The 17,460-nt window shown below is 70.4% G+C and carries 22 protein-coding genes and 2 pseudogenes; 12 read left to right on the top strand and 12 right to left on the bottom strand.

Features of this window, described 5'->3' with window-relative positions:
* Window positions 1-17 precede the first annotated feature (17 nt).
* The 3 genes and pseudogenes from M6B22_RS03080 to M6B22_RS03070 form a co-directional block, all read left to right on the top strand.
* On the top strand, window positions 18-239 hold the full coding sequence (locus M6B22_RS03080) for a hypothetical protein (protein ID WP_269444312.1): 222 nt from the start codon (window positions 18-20) through the stop codon (window positions 237-239).
* 31 nt (window positions 240-270) lie between these two features.
* On the top strand, window positions 271-654 hold the full coding sequence (locus tag M6B22_RS03075) for a TIGR03618 family F420-dependent PPOX class oxidoreductase (protein WP_269444311.1): 384 nt from the start codon (window positions 271-273) through the stop codon (window positions 652-654).
* 28 nt (window positions 655-682) lie between these two features.
* Window positions 683-898 (top strand): annotated as a pseudogene (locus tag M6B22_RS03070) (VOC family protein); the annotation flags it as partial.
* Between the two features lie 301 nt (window positions 899-1,199).
* On the opposite strand, the gene M6B22_RS03065 reads toward M6B22_RS03070, so the two are convergent.
* The 5 genes from M6B22_RS03065 to M6B22_RS03045 form a co-directional block, all read right to left on the bottom strand.
* The gene (locus M6B22_RS03065) at window positions 1,200-1,946 is read right to left on the bottom strand and encodes a permease prefix domain 1-containing protein (RefSeq protein WP_269444309.1); all 747 of its coding nucleotides are present in this window, start codon (window positions 1,944-1,946) and stop codon (window positions 1,200-1,202) included.
* Window positions 1,943-2,257 (bottom strand): PadR family transcriptional regulator, encoded by a 315-nt coding sequence (locus M6B22_RS03060; protein WP_269444308.1) that lies wholly within the window; start codon window positions 2,255-2,257, stop codon window positions 1,943-1,945. Before M6B22_RS03060 ends, M6B22_RS03065 begins: the two co-directional genes overlap by 4 nt.
* Window positions 2,258-2,336: 79 nt before the next feature.
* A complete protein-coding gene (locus tag M6B22_RS03055) occupies window positions 2,337-2,930 on the bottom strand; it encodes a cation transporter (RefSeq protein ID WP_269444307.1) in 594 nt (197 codons plus the stop codon).
* A complete protein-coding gene (locus M6B22_RS03050; protein ID WP_269444306.1) occupies window positions 2,927-3,865 on the bottom strand; it encodes a cation diffusion facilitator family transporter in 939 nt (312 codons plus the stop codon). The genes M6B22_RS03055 and M6B22_RS03050 overlap by 4 nt, the downstream gene beginning before the upstream one ends.
* Window positions 3,862-4,191: a cation transporter dimerization domain-containing protein gene (locus M6B22_RS03045; RefSeq protein WP_269444305.1), complete on the bottom strand. Its 330-nt coding sequence runs from the start codon at window positions 4,189-4,191 to the stop codon at window positions 3,862-3,864. Before M6B22_RS03045 ends, M6B22_RS03050 begins: the two co-directional genes overlap by 4 nt.
* Between M6B22_RS03045 and M6B22_RS03040 the strand changes: the two genes are divergently transcribed.
* Entirely contained in the window at window positions 4,190-4,429 is a 240-nt protein-coding gene (locus M6B22_RS03040; RefSeq protein ID WP_269444304.1) for an ArsR/SmtB family transcription factor, read from the top strand. The two genes, M6B22_RS03045 and M6B22_RS03040, sit on opposite strands and share 2 nt — an antisense overlap.
* A 180-nt stretch (window positions 4,430-4,609) precedes the next feature.
* Window positions 4,610-5,284, top strand: coding sequence for a VIT1/CCC1 transporter family protein (locus M6B22_RS03035; protein ID WP_269444303.1), 675 nt, complete (start codon window positions 4,610-4,612; stop codon window positions 5,282-5,284).
* Window positions 5,285-5,398: 114 nt separating this feature from the next.
* Here M6B22_RS03035 and M6B22_RS03030 read toward each other — a convergent pair whose 3' ends face one another.
* Window positions 5,399-6,004, bottom strand: a complete 606-nt coding sequence (locus M6B22_RS03030; RefSeq protein ID WP_269444302.1) for a TetR/AcrR family transcriptional regulator — start codon at window positions 6,002-6,004, stop codon at window positions 5,399-5,401.
* Between the two features lie 133 nt (window positions 6,005-6,137).
* Between M6B22_RS03030 and M6B22_RS03025 the strand changes: the two genes are divergently transcribed.
* The 3 genes from M6B22_RS03025 to M6B22_RS03015 all read left to right on the top strand — a co-directional run bounded on the left by M6B22_RS03025 (window position 6,138) and on the right by M6B22_RS03015 (window position 9,223).
* Window positions 6,138-6,968 (top strand): alpha/beta fold hydrolase, encoded by an 831-nt coding sequence (locus M6B22_RS03025; protein WP_269444301.1) that lies wholly within the window; start codon window positions 6,138-6,140, stop codon window positions 6,966-6,968.
* Window positions 6,969-7,154: 186 nt separating this feature from the next.
* Complete coding sequence (locus tag M6B22_RS03020) at window positions 7,155-8,630, top strand: MFS transporter (RefSeq protein WP_269444300.1); 1,476 nt, start codon at window positions 7,155-7,157, stop codon at window positions 8,628-8,630.
* Window positions 8,631-8,722: 92 nt separating this feature from the next.
* Entirely contained in the window at window positions 8,723-9,223 is a 501-nt protein-coding gene (locus M6B22_RS03015; protein WP_269444299.1) for a hypothetical protein, read from the top strand.
* A 184-nt stretch (window positions 9,224-9,407) separates the two neighbouring features.
* Here the strand turns inward: M6B22_RS03015 and M6B22_RS22075 are convergent.
* Window positions 9,408-9,548, bottom strand: a pseudogene (locus tag M6B22_RS22075) (potassium-transporting ATPase subunit C); the annotation flags it as partial.
* A gap of 395 nt (window positions 9,549-9,943) precedes the next feature.
* On the opposite strand from M6B22_RS22075, the gene M6B22_RS03010 reads away from it, so the two are divergent.
* Window positions 9,944-10,348, top strand: a complete 405-nt coding sequence (locus tag M6B22_RS03010; RefSeq protein ID WP_269444298.1) for a VOC family protein — start codon at window positions 9,944-9,946, stop codon at window positions 10,346-10,348.
* 34 nt (window positions 10,349-10,382) lie between these two features.
* On the opposite strand, the gene M6B22_RS03005 is transcribed toward M6B22_RS03010, so the two are convergent.
* Together M6B22_RS03005 and M6B22_RS03000 are read right to left on the bottom strand one after the other, a co-directional pair.
* A complete protein-coding gene (locus tag M6B22_RS03005) occupies window positions 10,383-10,847 on the bottom strand; it encodes an SRPBCC family protein (protein ID WP_269444297.1) in 465 nt (154 codons plus the stop codon).
* Between the two features lie 77 nt (window positions 10,848-10,924).
* Window positions 10,925-11,671, bottom strand: coding sequence for a phosphatase PAP2 family protein (locus M6B22_RS03000; protein ID WP_269444296.1), 747 nt, complete (start codon window positions 11,669-11,671; stop codon window positions 10,925-10,927).
* Window positions 11,672-11,726: 55 nt separating this feature from the next.
* Here M6B22_RS03000 and M6B22_RS02995 point away from each other — a divergent pair, with 55 nt between their 5' ends.
* Window positions 11,727-13,331, top strand: a complete 1,605-nt coding sequence (locus tag M6B22_RS02995) for a phospholipase D family protein (protein ID WP_269444295.1) — start codon at window positions 11,727-11,729, stop codon at window positions 13,329-13,331.
* Window positions 13,332-13,379: 48 nt separating this feature from the next.
* Here the strand turns inward: M6B22_RS02995 and M6B22_RS02990 are convergent, their stop codons facing one another.
* The 3 genes from M6B22_RS02990 to M6B22_RS02980 form a co-directional block, all read right to left on the bottom strand.
* Complete coding sequence (locus M6B22_RS02990; RefSeq protein WP_269444294.1) at window positions 13,380-14,195, bottom strand: phosphatase PAP2 family protein; 816 nt, start codon at window positions 14,193-14,195, stop codon at window positions 13,380-13,382.
* A 1-nt stretch (window position 14,196) separates the two neighbouring features.
* The gene (locus M6B22_RS02985; RefSeq protein ID WP_269444293.1) at window positions 14,197-15,003 is read right to left on the bottom strand and encodes a DUF1206 domain-containing protein; all 807 of its coding nucleotides are present in this window, start codon (window positions 15,001-15,003) and stop codon (window positions 14,197-14,199) included.
* Window positions 15,004-15,214: 211 nt separating this feature from the next.
* Window positions 15,215-15,667: a carboxymuconolactone decarboxylase family protein gene (locus M6B22_RS02980; protein WP_269444292.1), complete on the bottom strand. Its 453-nt coding sequence runs from the start codon at window positions 15,665-15,667 to the stop codon at window positions 15,215-15,217.
* Between the two features lie 135 nt (window positions 15,668-15,802).
* Between M6B22_RS02980 and M6B22_RS02975 the strand changes: the two genes are divergently transcribed.
* Entirely contained in the window at window positions 15,803-16,651 is an 849-nt protein-coding gene (locus M6B22_RS02975) for a sigma-70 family RNA polymerase sigma factor (RefSeq protein ID WP_269444291.1), read from the top strand.
* A gap of 36 nt (window positions 16,652-16,687) precedes the next feature.
* Window positions 16,688-17,452: a hypothetical protein gene (locus tag M6B22_RS02970; RefSeq protein WP_269444290.1), complete on the top strand. Its 765-nt coding sequence runs from the start codon at window positions 16,688-16,690 to the stop codon at window positions 17,450-17,452.
* Window positions 17,453-17,460 lie beyond the last annotated feature (8 nt).

The raw sequence follows: 17,460 nt of genomic DNA, 5'->3' as shown, positions 1-17,460 counted from the left end.
GAGGTTTCCGGGGCGATGTGATCACTGCCGACCACCGCGACTACGCGACGTCGCCGGCGGGGTGCGGACCCAACGTGGGCATCGCCGGCCTCACTGATGGATCCCGAGACACCGTTCAACGCGCCGACCCGTACCTGGACATCTCCCGCCTCACCGCAGCCACCGGCTTCACGCCGGCATTCGACCCGATCGCCGCCCTCGCCGACTACATAGCCTGGCGCACCCACCACGACCGATGAGCTCGGCCCACCTTCGATCACAGGAGCCCTCATGCTCGAACCGCACGTCCGCCGCGTCCTCGACGGCGCCCCGATCGCCCACCTCGCCACCATCCAGCCGGATGGATCGCCCCACGCCACGCCCGTCTATGTCGGCACACGCGGCGAGCACATCGTGCTGTTCACGGGTCCGAACAAGCGCAAGGCCCGCAATTTACGCCGCGACCCGCGCCTGGCGCTGTCCATCGCGCCACCGGACAATCCCTTCGAGCCGATCGCCATCCGGGGCCGCGTCGTCGACTGGATCGAGGGCGACAGCGCGTGGCCGATTATCGATCGGATCGTCGCCAAGTACGTCGATATGGCGTACCCGCGCGACGAACCGCGCGTCGTCGCCGTGGTCGTGGCCGACCGGCAGAGGGTCGGCATCCGATGACGCCGCACGTGCAGCGTTTCGAACACACGGAACCAGCGTCGAACTATCGCGCTTCATCCGTCCCGACCACGAACCCGGCAACCCCACCGCCATGGCCACCGTGCTCGGGCTGCGCAACATCGCCTTCGAAGTCGACGACCTGCACGCGACCGTGGACCAGGTCGCCGCCGAGGGCTTCGAACTCGTCGGCGGCATAGGACAGTGGGAGAACAGCTGGCTAATGGCCTACGTCCGCGGACCCTAAGGCATCATCGTCTCCCTCGCCCAACGAGTCCGGGACCAATCCGTGGACACGTGACGTCTCAGCAGACTCGCTGAGATCGATTAGCCGTGACTAGGCTCGATTCTGTGCGCACCTGCGCGATCAGGTGATCAGCGCCGAGATGGAGCACGACCGCTCCGGGAACGCTGCCGAGCTCGTTGACGACGTGTAGGAGACGCCCAGTTCGGACGCCGCCGGCCGGGTCGCGTAGTCCTGCAGCCCCCTGTGACGTGCAGCCCCCTGTGACGTGCAGCGCGCGCCTGCACAACAGCGGGAATGGCCCTCACTGGGCGGACTGGGTCGCTTCGGCTGCGGACTGGCCGTGTCCCGGGATGAGGGCGTGGGTCGCGCGGGTGCAGAAGATGACAGCGCCGGCGAGGCTTGCGAGTGCGCCACTGAGGAAGAACCCGACGCCGTGCCCGGCGGCACCGGTCACCGCCTGGTCGATCGTGGCGGCGGTGAGGGCGACGGTCGCCGCGGCGAAGGCGGCCGCGCCGAGTGCGTCGGTCAGGCCATCGGGTAGGACGGTCGCGGGCGCGATGTGACGCCGAGCCAGCGTGTAGCAGGCTAGGACCACCAGGCCAACGACGCCGGCGAGGACCCGTAGGGACACTGCGTCCTGAGCGGTTTCGGTGATGGAGTGACGACCGGTGCCCAGCACGGTGGCCGCACCGACGAAGCTGTCGCCGGCCAGGGCGTTCATCACCGCGACGATCCCGCCGCTGAGGCCGACCGCGACCAGCCCGCACCCGCCGAGCAGGATCGCTGCGCGCGTGAGTTCAAGGACCACTGTCGTGAATGAGCGCTGCCACGATCCGCGGGTGAGTTCGCTGCGCGGCCCGAGGCGCCGTACCGCTTCGCGTTCGGCCTCGACACGGGTCATGCCCGCAGCTTCGTGCAGGCTGGCGGCAGCGAACAGGTGGTCGCCGGCCTCATCGAGCAGCCTGCGGGTGGTCCGCGCGTCGGCGTGGGCGTGGCGCAGCAGGTCGTCGAGGTAGTCCTCGATCGGTGATCGGTTCGCATCGTTCATGCCAGCACCGCCTGCATGTTCGCCACGAAGCCCTGCCACTCACGCCGTTGGGTGAGGAACTCCTCGCGTCCCTTCGGGGTGAGCGTGTAGCTGCGTCGGCGTCGGCCCTGCGCGATCTGGATCGTGCTCGCGATCAGGCCGGCGTTCTCGAGTCGGTGCAGCGCCGGGTAGATCGAGCCCTCGGCGAGGTCGAACTGTCCGCCGCTGCCATCGCGCAACGCGCTGATGATCGCGTACCCGTGGGCGGGTCCGTGGCGCAGGACGCCCATCAACAGCAGGTCGAGGCTTCTGGTGACGTGTGCGCTAGCCATGCCTCCGAAGTCTAGGCATAGAGTGTCGAGGTGTCCAGCGCCTCCTGGCCGTGTCGCCGGCGACGGCACGCTCGCCCTGTCAATGCTTGCCGACGGCGTGGGCCTCACGCACCGCGTAGTAGACGATGACGAGGCCGGCGGCCGGGTCGGCCCACCACCAGCCGAGCACGGCGTTGAATGCGAGGCCGAGCAGGACGGCACAGGCGAGCAGGCCGTCGATGACGGTGACACGCGATTCGGTGGTGAGGACGCGGTTGCCGAGCGCGGTGCCGACACGTTTCTTGCCATATGCGAGGGCGAACATGACCAGCGCGGTGATCGCGGTCCACGCGATCCCGACCCGGCTGTGATGGGGGTGATAGCCGGCAGCCAGCACAGCCACCGTCTGGATGGTGAGGTAGGCGGCGAGGGCGAGGAACGCGGCGGCGATCAGGTGCAAGGCTCTGCGTTGCCGGTCTTCGCCGGTGCCGGACAGTTCCCAGAGCACGACGGTGCTGGCGCCGATCTCAATGAGGGAGTCCAGCCCGAACCCGGCCAGGGCGACGGAGCGGGCCGTGATCGCGGCGGCCGCGAGCACCATGATGCCGATGACGTTCCAGGCGAGCGTCGCCGCTTCGAGCCGGCGGCCGCGCCGCAGCAGCACGGCGCCGGCAGCGTCGGCGGTGCTGGTCACGGGTGCATCTCGTTCTCGTGGCCGGCGTGGGCGGCTCGCTCCAGCTGGAAGGTGGAGTGGGCGAGGTCGAAGTGCTCACCCAGGCAGGCCTGCAGTTCGTCGAGCAGTTCGGGTGCGTGCCCGTCGTGGAAGCACTCGTCGTCGAGCACGACGTGCGCGGACAGGGTCGGCAGACTCGAGGTGACGGTCCAGACGTGCAGGTCGTGGACGTCTTGGACGTGCTCGACCTCGAGCAGGTGGGCGCGGATGTCATCGAGGTCGATGTGCGCCGGTGCGGCTTCGAGCAGGACCCGGCCGGAGTCGCGCAGCAGCCCCCAGGACGCGTGCAACATGAGCGCGACGACGACGAGGGACGCGATCGCGTCGGCGCGGGTGAACCCGGTGGTGAGGATGACGATGCCGGCGATCACGGTTCCGATGAATCCGTAGAGGTCGGTGAGCAGGTGCGCGAACGCGCCCTTGATGTTGAGGCTGTCGCGGTTGCCGCGAGCCAGGATCCAGGTCGCGGCGATGTTGACCGCTACCCCGACCAGGGCGACGAGGAGGACAGGCAGGCCGCTCACGGCGGGCGGGTGAACCAGGCGGCGGATCGCCTCGTAGCTGACGACGCCGGATACGACGAGCAAGGTGACGCCGTTGCCGGCGGCGGACAGGATCTCGGCACGCTTCCAGCCGTAGGTCCACGCGCCTTCCGCGGGTCGTCGAGCCAGCCGAAGCGCCCAGAGGGCAGCGGCGAGCGCGCCGACGTCAGACAGCATGTGCCCCGCATCGGACAGCAGCACCAGCGACCCGGCCGCGATCGCGACGACGACCTCGGCGAGCATGAACGCGACCAGCAGCCCGAGCGCGATCCTCAGGTGCCCCTCGTCGGACTGTGCATGGTCATGGCCGTGACCGTCATGACCGCCGTGGTCATGGTCGTGGTGCTCGCTCACTGGTGCACCCCTGCGGGGCTGGCGTGGACGGTGACGCCGGTGAGGCGGCGGACGTCGGCGAGCAGGTGGGCTTCGGCGTGGTGGGCGATGTCGTGGGCTTCGGCGAAGGTAGCCGCGGCGTCGACTGTGATGTCGGCCTCGGCGTGCAGGGTGTGCCCGATCCAGCGGATGCGCAGGTCATCAACGGTGTGGATGCCATCGACACCGGCGATCGCCGCAGTGGCCTGGTCGACAAGGTCCGGGTCGACGGCGTCCATCAGCCGGGCGCCGACCTGCTTCGCCGCAGAGTGCAGCACGCTGCTGGCCGACCCGACCCGGGTCCGCATGCTGTGGGCGCTGCGCGACGCCGACCTGGATGTGGCGAGCCTGGCCGCCGTGGCCGGCTGCCGCCCGACGGTTGCCAGTCAGCACCTGTCGAAGCTGCGGTTCGCCGGTCTCGTGGAAGGCACCCGTCAGGGCCAGCGGGTGGTGTATCGGCTCCGCGGAGGACACGTGCGCGCGCTGCTGGCCGAGGCACTGTTCCAAGCCGATCACCAGGTCAGCGGCGCGCCGGTGCACGACTGATCGTCATCGCAGACTGTCACCGGATGCCCACGCCGCATGTGCACGCTCACGTCGGACAGCACAGCTGCGATCAACCGCGGCGTCTGCGCGAAGTCGAAGTAGGCCTCGGCCAAGGGCGCTGAGAAAGGACCTCTCATGACGAGCTGGCGCGCTCACCGCAACGAACCCCACACGAGAGCCATGAGCGGGAAGCTGAACTGGCTGCGGGCAGGCGTCCTCGGCGCCAACGACGGCATCGTGTCCATCGCGGGCCTCGCGGTCGGTGTCGCCGGCGCCACGACCGCCCGCGGCCCGATCCTGACCGCGGGCGTCGCCGGGCTACTGGCCGGCGCGGTGTCGATGGCGCTGGGCGAGTACGTCTCGGTCAGCAGTCAGCGCGACTCCGAGCGCGCACTGCTCGCGAAGGAGCGCAACGAGCTGGCGACCCAGCCGAACGAGGAACTCGCCGAACTCGCCGCCATCTACGAAAGCAAGGGACTCAGCCCCGCAACTGCCGCAACGGTGGCAGCCGAGCTGACCGCACACGACGCCTTCGCTGCCCACGCCGAAGCAGAACTGCGACTCGATCCCGACGAACTCACCAACCCGTGGCACGCTTCCGCGGCATCAGCGGCCGCGTTCACGCTCGGTGCGCTCCTGCCGCTGCTGGCGATTCTCGTCCCGCCCGCTGCGGTACGAGTGCCGTTGACCTTCGCAGTCGTGCTGCTCGCTCTCGGCCTCACCGGCGCGGCGAGCGCTCGCCTCGGCGGTGCACCGGTCCGAGCCGCAGTCGCCCGGGTCGTCATCGGCGGCGCTCTTGGGATGGCCGTCACCTACGGGATTGGGCACCTGATCGCATTCAGCGGCGTCGCCTGACCCGAGTCGACCTGGTTGAGGCCGATCGCGAAGCGGCTGCTCTGGTCGCGCGGTTCGGTTCGCGGCGAGGAGCAATTGTCCAACGCCGGCCGCGAGCGGCACGAGCGGGACTGCTCAGGCCGAACCGATCGACCGGATGATGAGGTCCATGACGGCGCCGACGTCGGAGCGGGCCTGCGCGCGGTCGTCGGCGCGCGCGAGGAAGAGCGCGGCTTCGCGGAGCGCGCCGAGCAGGGTGTGGGCGAGCGGCGGGATCGGTTGGGCGGGGATGCGCCCGACCTCCGCCGCCCGGGTCAGCAGCGCCTGCACCAGTCCCATGTTGTGCTGGTTGCTGATCTCGGTCCATCGTTCCCAGCCGAGCACGGAGGGCGCATCGAGCAGCATGATGCGAGCCATCTCCGGTTCGGTGCACACGTCGAGGAAGGCCGCGGCGCCCAACTGCATCGCCGCGATCGGGTCGGCAGTGCCGTCGCTCTCCACAGCCTGCAGGATGCGGACGTTCGTCTCGACCTCCACTTCCTCGAAGGCGGCGGCGAACAGGGCCTCCTTGTCGGCGAAGTGGTGGTAGAGCGCACCGCGGGTCAGCCCTGCGGTGCGGACGATCTCCTCGGTGCCCACGTCGGCATAGCCCCGGGCCGCGAACAGGGTGCGCGCAGCGCTCACCAGCGCCTCGCGGGTAGCGGCCGATCGAGACTTCTGGGTTCGCGGCTTGCCTGTCATACAGACAGTATGTATGGTGACGGGGTCATGGCGCCATATTATCCCGAGGAGGGCGCAGATGCCGACGATCGATCTCCCGCAGGGGCCGCTGCACTACCGGGTCGCCGGACCGGCCGTGAGCGGCGAGCCACCCGTGGTCTTCCTGCACGGCATCCTCGTCAACGGCGAGCTGTGGACCGCAGTGGCGGATGCCCTGGCCAGGGCTGGCGTGCGCTCCTACGCGCCGGATCTGCCGCTCGGCGCCCATCAGGTCCCTCTGCACCCCGACGCCGATCTCCACCCCCGCTCCGTTGCGCAGCTGGTGATCGACTTCCTCCAGGCGCTCGACCTGCGCGAGGTCATCCTGGTCGGCAATGACACCGGCGGCGCGCTTTGCCAGTTCCTCATCGATCTCGACGATGACCGGATCGGTCGGCTGGTGCTCACCAACTGCGACGCATTCGACCAGTTCCCCCCGGCACCGTTCGGACTGCTGGTCAAGGCCGGCCGCCGGCCGGGCCGGCTGAAGTTCCTGATGACCACGGTGCGGCCCACCTGGGTGCGGCACTCGGCCCTGGGCTTCGGGCCGCTGACGGCCAAGCCGCTGGACGCCGACCTGACGCGACGGTGGATCACACCGGCGCTCACCGACGGTCAGATCCGGCGGGACACCGCCCGCTTCATGCGCGCCATCGATCCGTCGGACCTGCTCGAGGTCTCCACCCGTCTCCACCGGTTCACCAAACCGGTGTTGATGGTGTGGGGGGCCGCCGACCGGTACTTCAAGCCCGCTTTCGCCCACCGTCTCGCCGACATATTCCCGAACGCTCGGATCGTCGAGGTCGAGGGCGGCCGCACCTTCCTTCCCCTGGACGAACCGGACCGTGTGGCGCACGAGATCCTCGCCGCCATGACGGGTGACGCCGAGCGAGATCGCGCAGTTCTGCAAGGCCCGCCCACGGACTCAGAGACCTCACCCGCCTGAATCGCTCCGGCTGACCACAGCCCACCACAAGCACGTGGCGCGTCCGTGCGCCGACCACATCCAGCGCAGCGACCTGCGCTGATCCCAGCGCGCCCGGACGCGCCGGTCCGATCGCCGGGCGCCCGGACGACCAGCCCGGCCCGGACCGTCCCACCGATGCACACATCGCCACACCGAGAGGCTCCGATGACCGTTCATGAACCCGTCGCGCCGGCCGACATGCGCAACCCTGCCCCGACCGCGCGGCGCATTCCCAGCGCGGTCGTCCTGGCCGTCCTCTGCGTCGCCACGTTTCTCGCGCAGCTCGACGTCTGGATCACCAACGTCGGCCTGCCGGCGATCGGCCGCGGCGTCGCAGCCGATTCGCTGTCCGACCTGAGCTGGGTGTTGAACGCCTACGCCATCGTCTACGCCGCCCTGCTCGTGCCGGCCGGGCGCCTGGCCGACCGGTACGGCGGCAAGGCCGCCTTCCTCCTCGGCTTGACCGTCTTCGCGGCGGCAAGCCTCGGCGCCGGACTGAGCAACGACCTGTGGGTCCTCATCGGCTTCCGGGTGCTGCAGGCTGCCGGAGCCGCGGTCCTCACCCCGAGCAGTCTCGGGCTGGTCCTGACCAGCGCGCCGCCGGCCAAGGTGACCGCCTACGTGAAGATCTGGGTGACCACAGGCGCGCTGTCCGCCGCATGCGGGCCGATCGCCGGCGGAACGCTCATCCAGGCGTCCTGGCGATGGCTGTTCCTGATCAACATCCCGATCGCCCTCGGCGCGCTCGTCGTGGCCGGCATCGTCGTGCCGAACACCCGGCACGAGCGCAGCGGCCCGTTCCCGGACATCGCCGGCGGCCTGCTGATGATGGCCGCGGTCGCCGCGTTGTGCCTCGGCGTGGTCAAGGCACCGGACTGGGGGTGGACGAGCGGGCGCGTGATCATCTCGCTGGCCGCTGCCGCCGTTGCGCTGGCCGCGTTCCTCCTGCGCTCCGCCCGACACGCCGCGCCCGTCATCCAGCTCAACTACTTCCGGGACCGGGTTTTCACCGCCAGCAACCTCGTCGCGATGCTCGCCTTCGGTTCGTTCGGCCTCGTCCTGCTCTCGGCCATCCTCTGGATGCAGGGCCACTGGGGCTACTCGCCGCTGAAGACCGGGTTCGCGACCGTGCCCGCTCCGGTGATGTTCGCCGTCGGCGCCGGCGTTGCCGAGCGACTCGTGCAGAAGGGCCGGGCCCGCGTCGGCACCGTCTCCGCGGCAGGGCTGATCATCGCGGCTGCGGGTGCGATCCTGCTCGTCACGCTCGTGCAGGTGGAACCCAGCTACGCCGCGCGCTTCCTACCCGGCTGGTTGCTCTTCGGCCTCGGCCTCGGCCTCGCGATCCCCGCCGCGGTCAGCACGGCCACCGTCGAGCTCCCACCGGAGGAAGCCGCGACCGGCAGTGCGATCGTGCAGATGTCGGCCCAGCTCGGCTCCGTCATCGGCGTCAGCGTCCTCGTCGCGATACTCGGCACCGCCTCCGCGGCAGCACCGCTCGGCGTCTACCACCAGGCGTGGTGGGTGTCCTTCGCGGTCGGGCTGTCCGCGGTGCTTGCGGCCCTGGGCATCAACCAGCGGAGCATCAACCAGCGGCGCATCAACCAGCGGAACCGAGCCGCCGGGAGCGATTCGCGCGCCTGACAACCCTCATCCCGGCCCGTCCCAACCGTCCCGACCCGTCCCGACCGATGCCGGCAACCGGCCGGCTCGGGCCACATTGAACGGAGATCGCCATGCCAATGCTCGACATCCACATCCCGCAGGACGCGCTCACCACAGAGGTGGAGGAGCACCTCGTCGCCCGACTCACCGACCTGCTCATCACCCACGAGGGCAACGACCCCACCAACGTTGAAGCGCGCTCGATCACCTGGACCTGGGTGCACCGCCCGGCGAACGTCTTCGTTGGCGGCGAACCGACGGATCGCCCGCGCTACAAGCTCGTGCCCCAACTGCCGGAGGGACAGTACGACGACCAGCGCCGAGCCGCAATGATCGCGGCGCTGACCGATGCGGTGCTCGACGCCGAGGAACGCATGGGCCGCTCGCGGGATCCGTTCATCGTCTGGGTGTTCCCGATCGAGATCCCCGAGGGCACCTGGGGTGGGGGCGGCGAGGTGTACCGGCTTGCAGACATCGCTGCGCTCGTACTGGAATCAACGGAGAAGGGTCGGGCCTACGCGGAGGAACGTCTCGGTTCTCGCGCGGTTCCGGACCCGACCACGAGCGATTGACCTGCATCCGGGCGCTGTCCATCTCGGTGAGGCTCGCATCGCGGTAGGCGATCTCGCGCTGCGGGATGATCTCCAGCCTCCCAGGAGCGCAACGGTCTTCGGCCGGTCGTAGGCCTCGACGGCCCCGGCCGGTGACGTGTGCGCTGGCGAGGCGGTGCACCGTGGCGGGCGCGAGGCCGGGGGCGGCGGCGACCCGGTCTACCTGTTGGTAGCCGTAAGCGGGGCTGATGTCCGGATCGAGTCCGGACCCGCTCGCGGCGACCGCGTCCGGCGGTACCACGGTCGAGGGGACGCCGTCGGCCGTCGTCGCGGCGTCCCGCGCCACCGCGATCAATGCCGTCAGCTTGGCCGAGCTGGGGCCGAGGTTGCTGCTCTCAACGGTCACAGCAGCTCAAGCCCCCCGCAGCACCACGACCAGCACGACGAACGCTGCCACTGTCATCAGCACGAATCCCGCGCCTGCCATCGCCGGTCCTTCTGTTCTCGCCTGGACAATCGGTACCTCGTGGCCGCCTCGAGCGACAGATCACGGCACGGACTCCTTACGCCGAAGGCATGTCCGCTGACGGATCCCTAACGCTGGCCCGTCATCGGCCGAGCTCGCACGTCGGCGGGAGTGATCGGCGAAGGCTTGCCGGCCGTCGACGACGATCGCGACCGGCACGTGACAATCGGCACCCGAGGGTTCAGATTCGCGCGCACCGGGCTTAGCGTCCTTTCGTGCTCATCGACCGACTCGACCACCTGGTGCTGACAGTGCGGGACATCGACACGACGATCGACTTCTACGCGCGGGTGCTCGGCATGCGAGCCGTCGAGTTCGGCGCGGGTCGAAAGGCGCTCGTCTTCGGCCGCAGCAAGATCAACCTGCATGCGGCTGGCCGCGAGTTCGAACCGAAGGCCGACCGGCCGACACCCGGGAGCGCGGACCTGTGCCTTGTCGCCGAGACGCCGCTGCACACCGTGATCGAGGAGTTGCAGGCGCACGGCGTGCCGCTTGTCGAGGGCCCGGTGCCACGGACAGGGGCGACCGGTCCGATCCTGAGCGTCTACCTGCGCGACCCCGACGCGAACCTCATCGAGATCAGCAACTACCAGAACGAGCGGACGGACGGACGGCCCTGAAACGCGCGCACACGCGGCGCTGACCTTCCGGCGCTCAGGCGCGCCGCCGGCGCGGCCCCTGAGCCGGGTGCAGCGACTCCACTCGCGCCCGCAGCCCCTCCGTCGCCGCCTGCACCGCGTGGCGCATCACCCGGCGAACGACGAAACCCGGCACCGGGAAGATCGGGGTGATCTCGAGGTCGTAGCGCACGTGCGACGTGCCGTCGGGGCCGCGGGTGATCGTGTAGCTGCCGCGCTGGTCGGACTGCTGCGACGCGTGGACGAGCGTCCAGCTCACGCCGCGCTGGCCCCACGCGTAGTCGATCACCTGCTCGTCGGTGAGCCCGGCCGCCGTTACAGCCATCGTCGCGCGCGCGGGCCGGTCGGCGCCGTCACGCTCGTCCACGGTCGCCCGTTTGTGGACGGCGGACCACGCCGGATAGCTCGGCAGGTCGGCGAGCACCTCGAGGATCTGCTTCGCGCTCGCCCGGATGTCGGTCTCGCCGCTGACCTTGACCATTCCCGGATGCTAGGGCGCTCCCGCGGTGTCGCGGACGGGCCGGGCGTCCCTGATGCACACGGCACTAGGTCACCGCGTCAGGGCGTGAGCCGGTCGCGCTGTTCGGGTTCCAGGCCCTCGGTCGGATGCACCGGAGGCTTGTGTTCGTCCCGGCGCCACGCGGAGAAGGCAGCCGTCATGGCGAGCAGCCAGGCAACACCGATGACGACCCCGCCCACCACGTCCGAGAGGTAATGGACCCCGAGAGCGATACGCGAGAACCCGATCAGCCCGACGATCACGGCGGCCGCAACAGGGAGCCAGGCGCGCGCTCGCGGCGCCACGACCGGCAAGAAGATCAACACCAGGATGCCGCACCCGACCGTCGCGGACTGCGCGTGCCCGCTCGGGAACGACTTGCCGGCGGCGGCCGCAACCGGATCCACCAGATGGGGCCGCGCGCGGTCGACCAGGGTCTTGACGAGCCGGTTGAGCAGCGAGCTGCCCAGCGCGGTGACGGCGAGGAACGCGGCAAGCCGCGGCAGTCGCCGCCACACCAGCCACAGGAACACGGGCGTGAGCACGATCCACCAACCGGTCGTTGACCCCACGTGACTGATGACCCGCATGGCCGACGTGAACGTCGGATGGTCCACGGCGAACCCGTGCAGTGAGTCGGCTGTGTCGTGGTCCAGGTGCAGCAACGGATCCGACTTCGCTCTCACGAGCAGCACGAGCAGCGAGAACGGCACGGCGAGGATCAGGACAGCCGCGAACGCGAGCAGCGAGCGGGCGCCGAAGCGCCGGCCGGCCCGACCTTCGTCCATCGTGTTCGCGTCACGCATCGCCGGTTGCACCCGCACGTAGACGCCGTGAGCTCGTCAGGCCAGACTGGCTGCTGTGCCGACCGCCGAGGATCCCAGCGTCCAGCGGTGGTTCCTCACCGAGCGAGAACGTGGCAACCCCGCGTCGGACATCCGCGGTTGGTCGACGGGAAACGCGGTCCAACCGCTGGTCGACGGAGCCGAGTACTTCCCAGCACTGCTGGCCGCGCTGCGTCGCTTGCGCGCGGGCGACCAGGTGTACTTCGCCGATTTCCGCGGCGACATCGAGGAGTTGCTCGACGGCCCCGGGACGTCCGTCGGCGAGGTCTTCGGCGAGTTGGCCGCGCGGGGCGTCCAGGTGTTCGGGCTGATCTGGCGCTCCCAGCCCGGCTGGCTCGACCAGAGCGAGGGCGAGAACGCCGACCTGGCCCGCGCGCTCTCCGACGCCGGGGGCGAGGTGCTGCTCGACTCCCGGACCCGGCGGGCCGGATCGCACCACCAGAAGTTCGTCGTGATCCGCTGCCCCGGCCGTCCGCAACTCGACGTCGCCTTCTTCGGCGGCATCGATCTCGGCCGCAGCCGCAACGACGGCGGGCAGCATCAGGGCGATCCCCAGCCCATGGAGTTCCCGGCGGCATACGGCGAGCGGCCGCCCTGGCACGATGTGCAGGCCTCGGTTCGTGGCCCGGCGGTCGCGGACATCGAGCACACCTTCCGGGAGCGGTGGTACGGCAGCACGGTACTCGACGTCTCGAGTCCGGTGCGCATGCTGATCGACCGGGCCTACCACGCCGGCAAGCTCGTCGGACGTGAGCTGCCCGAGGTCGAGCCCGAGCCGGCACAGGCCGGCACTCACGCCGTCCAGGTGCTGCGCACCTACCCCGCTCGCCTGCGCCGGTACCCGTTCGCGCCGCTGGGGGAGCGCAGCATCGCCCACGCGTACCGCAAGGCGTTCGCCCGTGCGCGCAGGCTGATCTACATCGAGGACCAGTACCTCTGGGCGCCGTTCGTCGCGGACCTGCTTGCCGACGCGCTCACCGCCAACCCCGACCTGCACGTCATCGCCGTCGTCCCGCGATTTCCCGACAAGGAGGGAGCGTCGCGCTGGCCCAGCCTGGTCGGCCGGGAAGAGGCGATCGCGGTCTGCCGGCGCGCCGGCGGCGAGCGATTCGCGATCTACGACGTCGAGAACCCCGAGGGCGTCCCGGTGTACGTCCACGCCAAGGCGGTGGTCATCGACGACGTCTGGGCGATGATCGGCTCGGACAACCTCAACCGGCGGTCCTGGACGCACGACAGCGAGCTGTCCTGCGCGGTCCTCGACGCCACCCGTGACGAACGCGAACCGAGGGACCCGGCCGGGCTGGGTGACCGAGCGCGAGTCTTCGCTCGCGACCTGCGGTTGAGGTTGTGGCGCGAGCACCTCGAACTGGACGACGGTGTGGCCACCAGCGCCATCCTCGATCCGCTGCTGGGATATCGGACGATGCGCGCGAGGGCCCAGGACCTGCAGGACTGGCACGACGCCGGTCGTCGCGGTCCCCGGCCGCCCGGCCGGCTCCGTCCCCACTCGCCCGAACGGCTGCCGCGCCGGCACCGGCTGTGGGCGGTTCCGGTCTACCGCTTCATGTACGACCCGGACGGGCGCGCACTGCGGGACCGGGCGCGGCGCCGCGCGTAGCGAGGGCCTCATCCGGTGGGCGATACGCATGCGCGCAGCACGCCCCGCTCAGCGTCCGGTGTCGCCGTCGAGTTGGTGCACCGTGCTCTCCTGGTGCACCGTGCTCTCCTGGTGCGCCCTGCTCTCCTGGTACGCCGGGCTCTCGGGGTGCACCGGGCTCTCGGCTCGCCCCGGCCGCAGCAGGATGAGCCAGATCGCAGCGAGCCAACCGAGTGAGAGCACCGCGCCGCCGATCACGTCGCTGGGGTAGTGCATGCCCCGGTACAGCCGCGCGAACGCGACGCAGGAGGGGACGAGCACCGCGGCCAGCACGGCCACCGTCCGGAGCCAGGCTCGCCTGCTCGTGCGCACGGCGATGATCGCAACGGCCCCGTAGAGGCAGATGGCCGCCGCCGTATGACCGGATGGGAAGCTCGACGTCGGCGGCGCATCGTCGAGGTGCGTGACGGTGGGACGGTCGCGGTCGATGATGAGCGTCGTGCACAGGAAGATCGTGACCTCGCCGGCGAGTGCGGCGAGAAGGAACAGCGACTCGCGCCATCGGTGCAGGTACAGCCGCAGCGTCACCAACACGATCAGCCCGGCGGCCAGCACCGTGATCGTCTCGGCAGCGTAGGTCAGCCAGTGGGTGACGGCGTTCCACGGCGCGCTGCGATGGCGCGCCAGCCAGCGATCGGTCGCGCCGTCGAGGCGTTCGAACGACGTGGCTCGCAGTGCGTGCGTCAGCAGGTAGCCGATGCCGCAGAGCGCGGCCCATAGCAGAACCGCAACCGACAGGAGCCGGGCCAACACGCCGCCCGTCCGAACGCGGTCTGCAGCCTCGCCGCGCACCGGTGCGGGTCGGGCGGCGACGGACGCCGCCATGTCAGGTCCTGCGCCACTTCGCCTCGGCGAAACCGTAGATGCCGAACACGACCAGGCCGGCGGCGATGAGATACAGCAGCCAGGACCAGGACGACGAGTCCGCCAATTGCCGTAGCGCGCCGTCCAGGCCGGTGGCCTTCCGCGGGTCGTACTGGACCGCCGCGACGATCACCAGGGCACCGGCGAGCGCGAACACCGCGCCGCGGGCGGCCGTGCCGAACACCCCCAGGAACTCGACCACCCGGCGCGTGCGCGGGCTCATCTGGCCGAGGTTCAGGTACTTCTCGAAGCTACGGGTCAGCCCCTGCCACACCAGCACGAGCCCGCAGATCACCACGACAGCCCCGACGATTCCGACGGCCCACCGGCCGCCGGTGTGCCGCATCGTCTTGGCCGTGAACTCCGCCTGCTGGCCGGCCTGGCTGCTGGAGGAGTTCTGCAGCAGGAGCGTGAACGCGCTGACGGCGAAGAACGTGTAGATCACGCCGCGCGCGAACGACTGCAGGCGCGGCACGGCCTTGTTGCCCTCCCCGACGACACCGAACGCAGCCTCGGAGAACCGCCACAGCGCATAGGCGGCCAGACCGACCGCAATCACCCAGACCAGGGCGGTGCCACCGGTGTGCCGGGTGAGCGCCTGCAGTGCGCCGCGCTGGTCCGCCTCCCCGCGCGGCGAGCCCAGCGCGAGGGCGATCGCCAGGATCCCGATGAGCAGGTAGATGGCGGCGCGAGCGGCCAGGCCGAGCCGGGCGAGCCGCTTCATCGGATCACTGCGGGCTGCTCCCCGTGCGGTCAGCGTTGCGGTCATCGTCGCTCCTCGATCACGCGGCCGCCCCAGCCGCCGCTTCCCATCGGGGTACCCGCCGACCCAAGATCGCTAAACGTGGACATCACGGCAGCGCCGGGCCGGACGCTCACCCGCCGACGGTGCTGAGGACCGGCGGGCACGGCCCCGCCAGTCGCCCCAGCCGGCGACCTGGCTGCAGCCACGGTGGCAACCACGGGGGTGCTCGGGGCGCTCAACCCCAGCGGGTACCGGCCGGCACCCGCAGGGTGGTGTTGATGCGGTTGAAGAAGTTGGTCGTGGCGAGCATGAGCACGATGCCGTTGAGCTGGTTGTCGTCGAAGTGCTGTGCCGCCTGAGCCCAGATTTCGTCGGTGACCGCGCCCGGGTTGTCGGCGAGCCGGGTGGCCGCTTCGGTCAGCGCGAGAGCCGCCTTCTCGGCGTCGGTGAACAGCGGCGACTCGGTCCAGCCACTGGTGGCAAGCAGCTTCTCGACGCTCACCCCGGCCTTCTGCGCTGTCTCGACTCCGGCGTCGAGGCACGCGCTGCAGCCGTTGATCTGGCTGGCCCGCAGGTGCACCAGTTCCAGGGTGCTGGCGGCGACGCCGCTCGCGTACATCGCCTTGTACAGGTGCCGGACCGCGGTGATTACGTCCGGCGAGATCGTGGTGGTGGTTCTGGCAGTCATGTCGTTCGCTCCTAGTCTCGTCCAGGTGGGTACGGCACAACGACGCGGCGCCGGGCGGATGTGTAACAACGTCCGTGTTGCGTTCTGCCGGCGCGGCCCGTCGTAGGGGTGAATCACCAACGCGCAGGAGGACCGATGACCCAGGACGACGCGCTGGCTGAGAGTTTCGAAGCCAGGCGCGGCTACCTGCACGCGCTGGCGTCCAAGATGCTCGGCACGCATGCAGATGCCGACGACGCGGTGCAGGAGACCTGGCTGCGGCTCGCCCGCGCCGGCGCCGACGGCATCGACAATCTCGACGCCTGGCTGACCACGGTGACCGGACGGGTCTGCCTGGACCTGCTGCGTTCGCGCACGGCGCGCCGCGAGGACTCGCTGGAGATCCACTTTCCGCTGCCGGAGCCGGCTGATGCAGCGAGCCCGGAGCGCGAGGTGGTGCTGGCCGAGTCGGTAGCCCTGGCGCTGCACGTGGTGCTCGATGAACTCAACCCGGCCGAACGGGTTGCGTTCGTACTGCACGACCTGTTCGCCGTCCCGTTCGAGACGGTGGCGGACGTGCTGAGTCGGACGCCGGAGGCGACCCGGATGCTGGCCAGCCGCGCACGCCGCCGGATCCGCGTCGACGGGGCCGGGCCCGAAACACCGGAGGCGGGCCGCGAGGTCGTGGCGGCCTTCTTCGCCGCTGCCCGCTCGGGCCGGCTGGAGGATCTGGTGGCGCTGCTGGCGCCGGAGATCGAACTGCGCACCGACCAGCTGTTGGTGCGCGGCGCGGTTCAGGTCGCCTCGCGCGCGATCATGTTCGCCCGCCCGCACGCCGCCGTCCACCGCGCTGTGGTCAACGGTCTGCCCGGTGTCGTGGTCGCGGTCGACGGGCGACCGTTCTCGATCATGGCGTTCACGGTGCGGCACGGGCACATCACGGCGATCAGCGGGCTCAACGACCCGGCCGCGCTGGCTCGGCTCGTGCCGTCCTGGATCGCCTGATGCCGGCAGCTCGGCAAATGCCGATAGCATCCGCTCATGCCGATCGCCGTCGTGGTCACCCGCGACGACGCCGGTGCGCCGACGACGCGTGAGATCTATGCCCGGGGCGAGCGCTACCGGATCGGCGACGGGAACCTGCAGATCCTTACGGCCGATTCCCGCGTGCTGGCGCTGTACGGCTCGGGCAACTGGCTTTGCGCGTACGTGGCCGGCACGGTCGCGGTCACCTCGATGGGCAAGGACTGCAGTCTCGGTCTCGGCTCCCCCGAGGAGAACAGGGCGGCTGCGCCGGACGCGGCGGAGGCCGGCGAGTTCACCGCAGGCGACCTGGTCGCCGACCTACCGACGGCCGACGAGCCGACGGGCGACGAGCCGACCGGCGACCTACCGACGGCCGACGAGCCGACGGCCGACGCGCTCGGCGGCGGCGCCCGGGTCGTCGCGAGCGCACCCGCGCCGCGCCCCGCGGAACCGACCGATCCGGCACCAGGCGTCGCTCGCGATCGCGCGCCCGCCCACAGCGATCCGGACAGCGCGCGCCCGTCGTGGATGCAGCCGGTCGTGTTCCGGCCGAGGAAGCTAGCGCCCAGCCGTCCGCCGGAGGAGCAGCCGGCGCCGTCCGGTATGCGGACCGTCGCCTTCCGGCCCAAGACCTTCACCCGCAACGACGTGAGCGAACCTCTGGCGTCAGCGGGGGAGTCCGGGCCGCGACCGGTCGTGTTCCGCAGGCGGACGTACCGCGCGGTGCTCATCGAGACCGAGCCGGCGCCGGCGGATGCCGGCCCGCAAGCGGACGACTAAGCCGCCGC

Source organism: Jatrophihabitans cynanchi (assembly GCF_027247405.1).
In the GTDB taxonomy this organism is placed as follows: Bacteria; Actinomycetota; Actinomycetes; order Mycobacteriales; family Jatrophihabitantaceae; genus Jatrophihabitans_B; species Jatrophihabitans_B cynanchi.
This window is presented reverse-complemented; position numbering and strand designations above follow the sequence as displayed.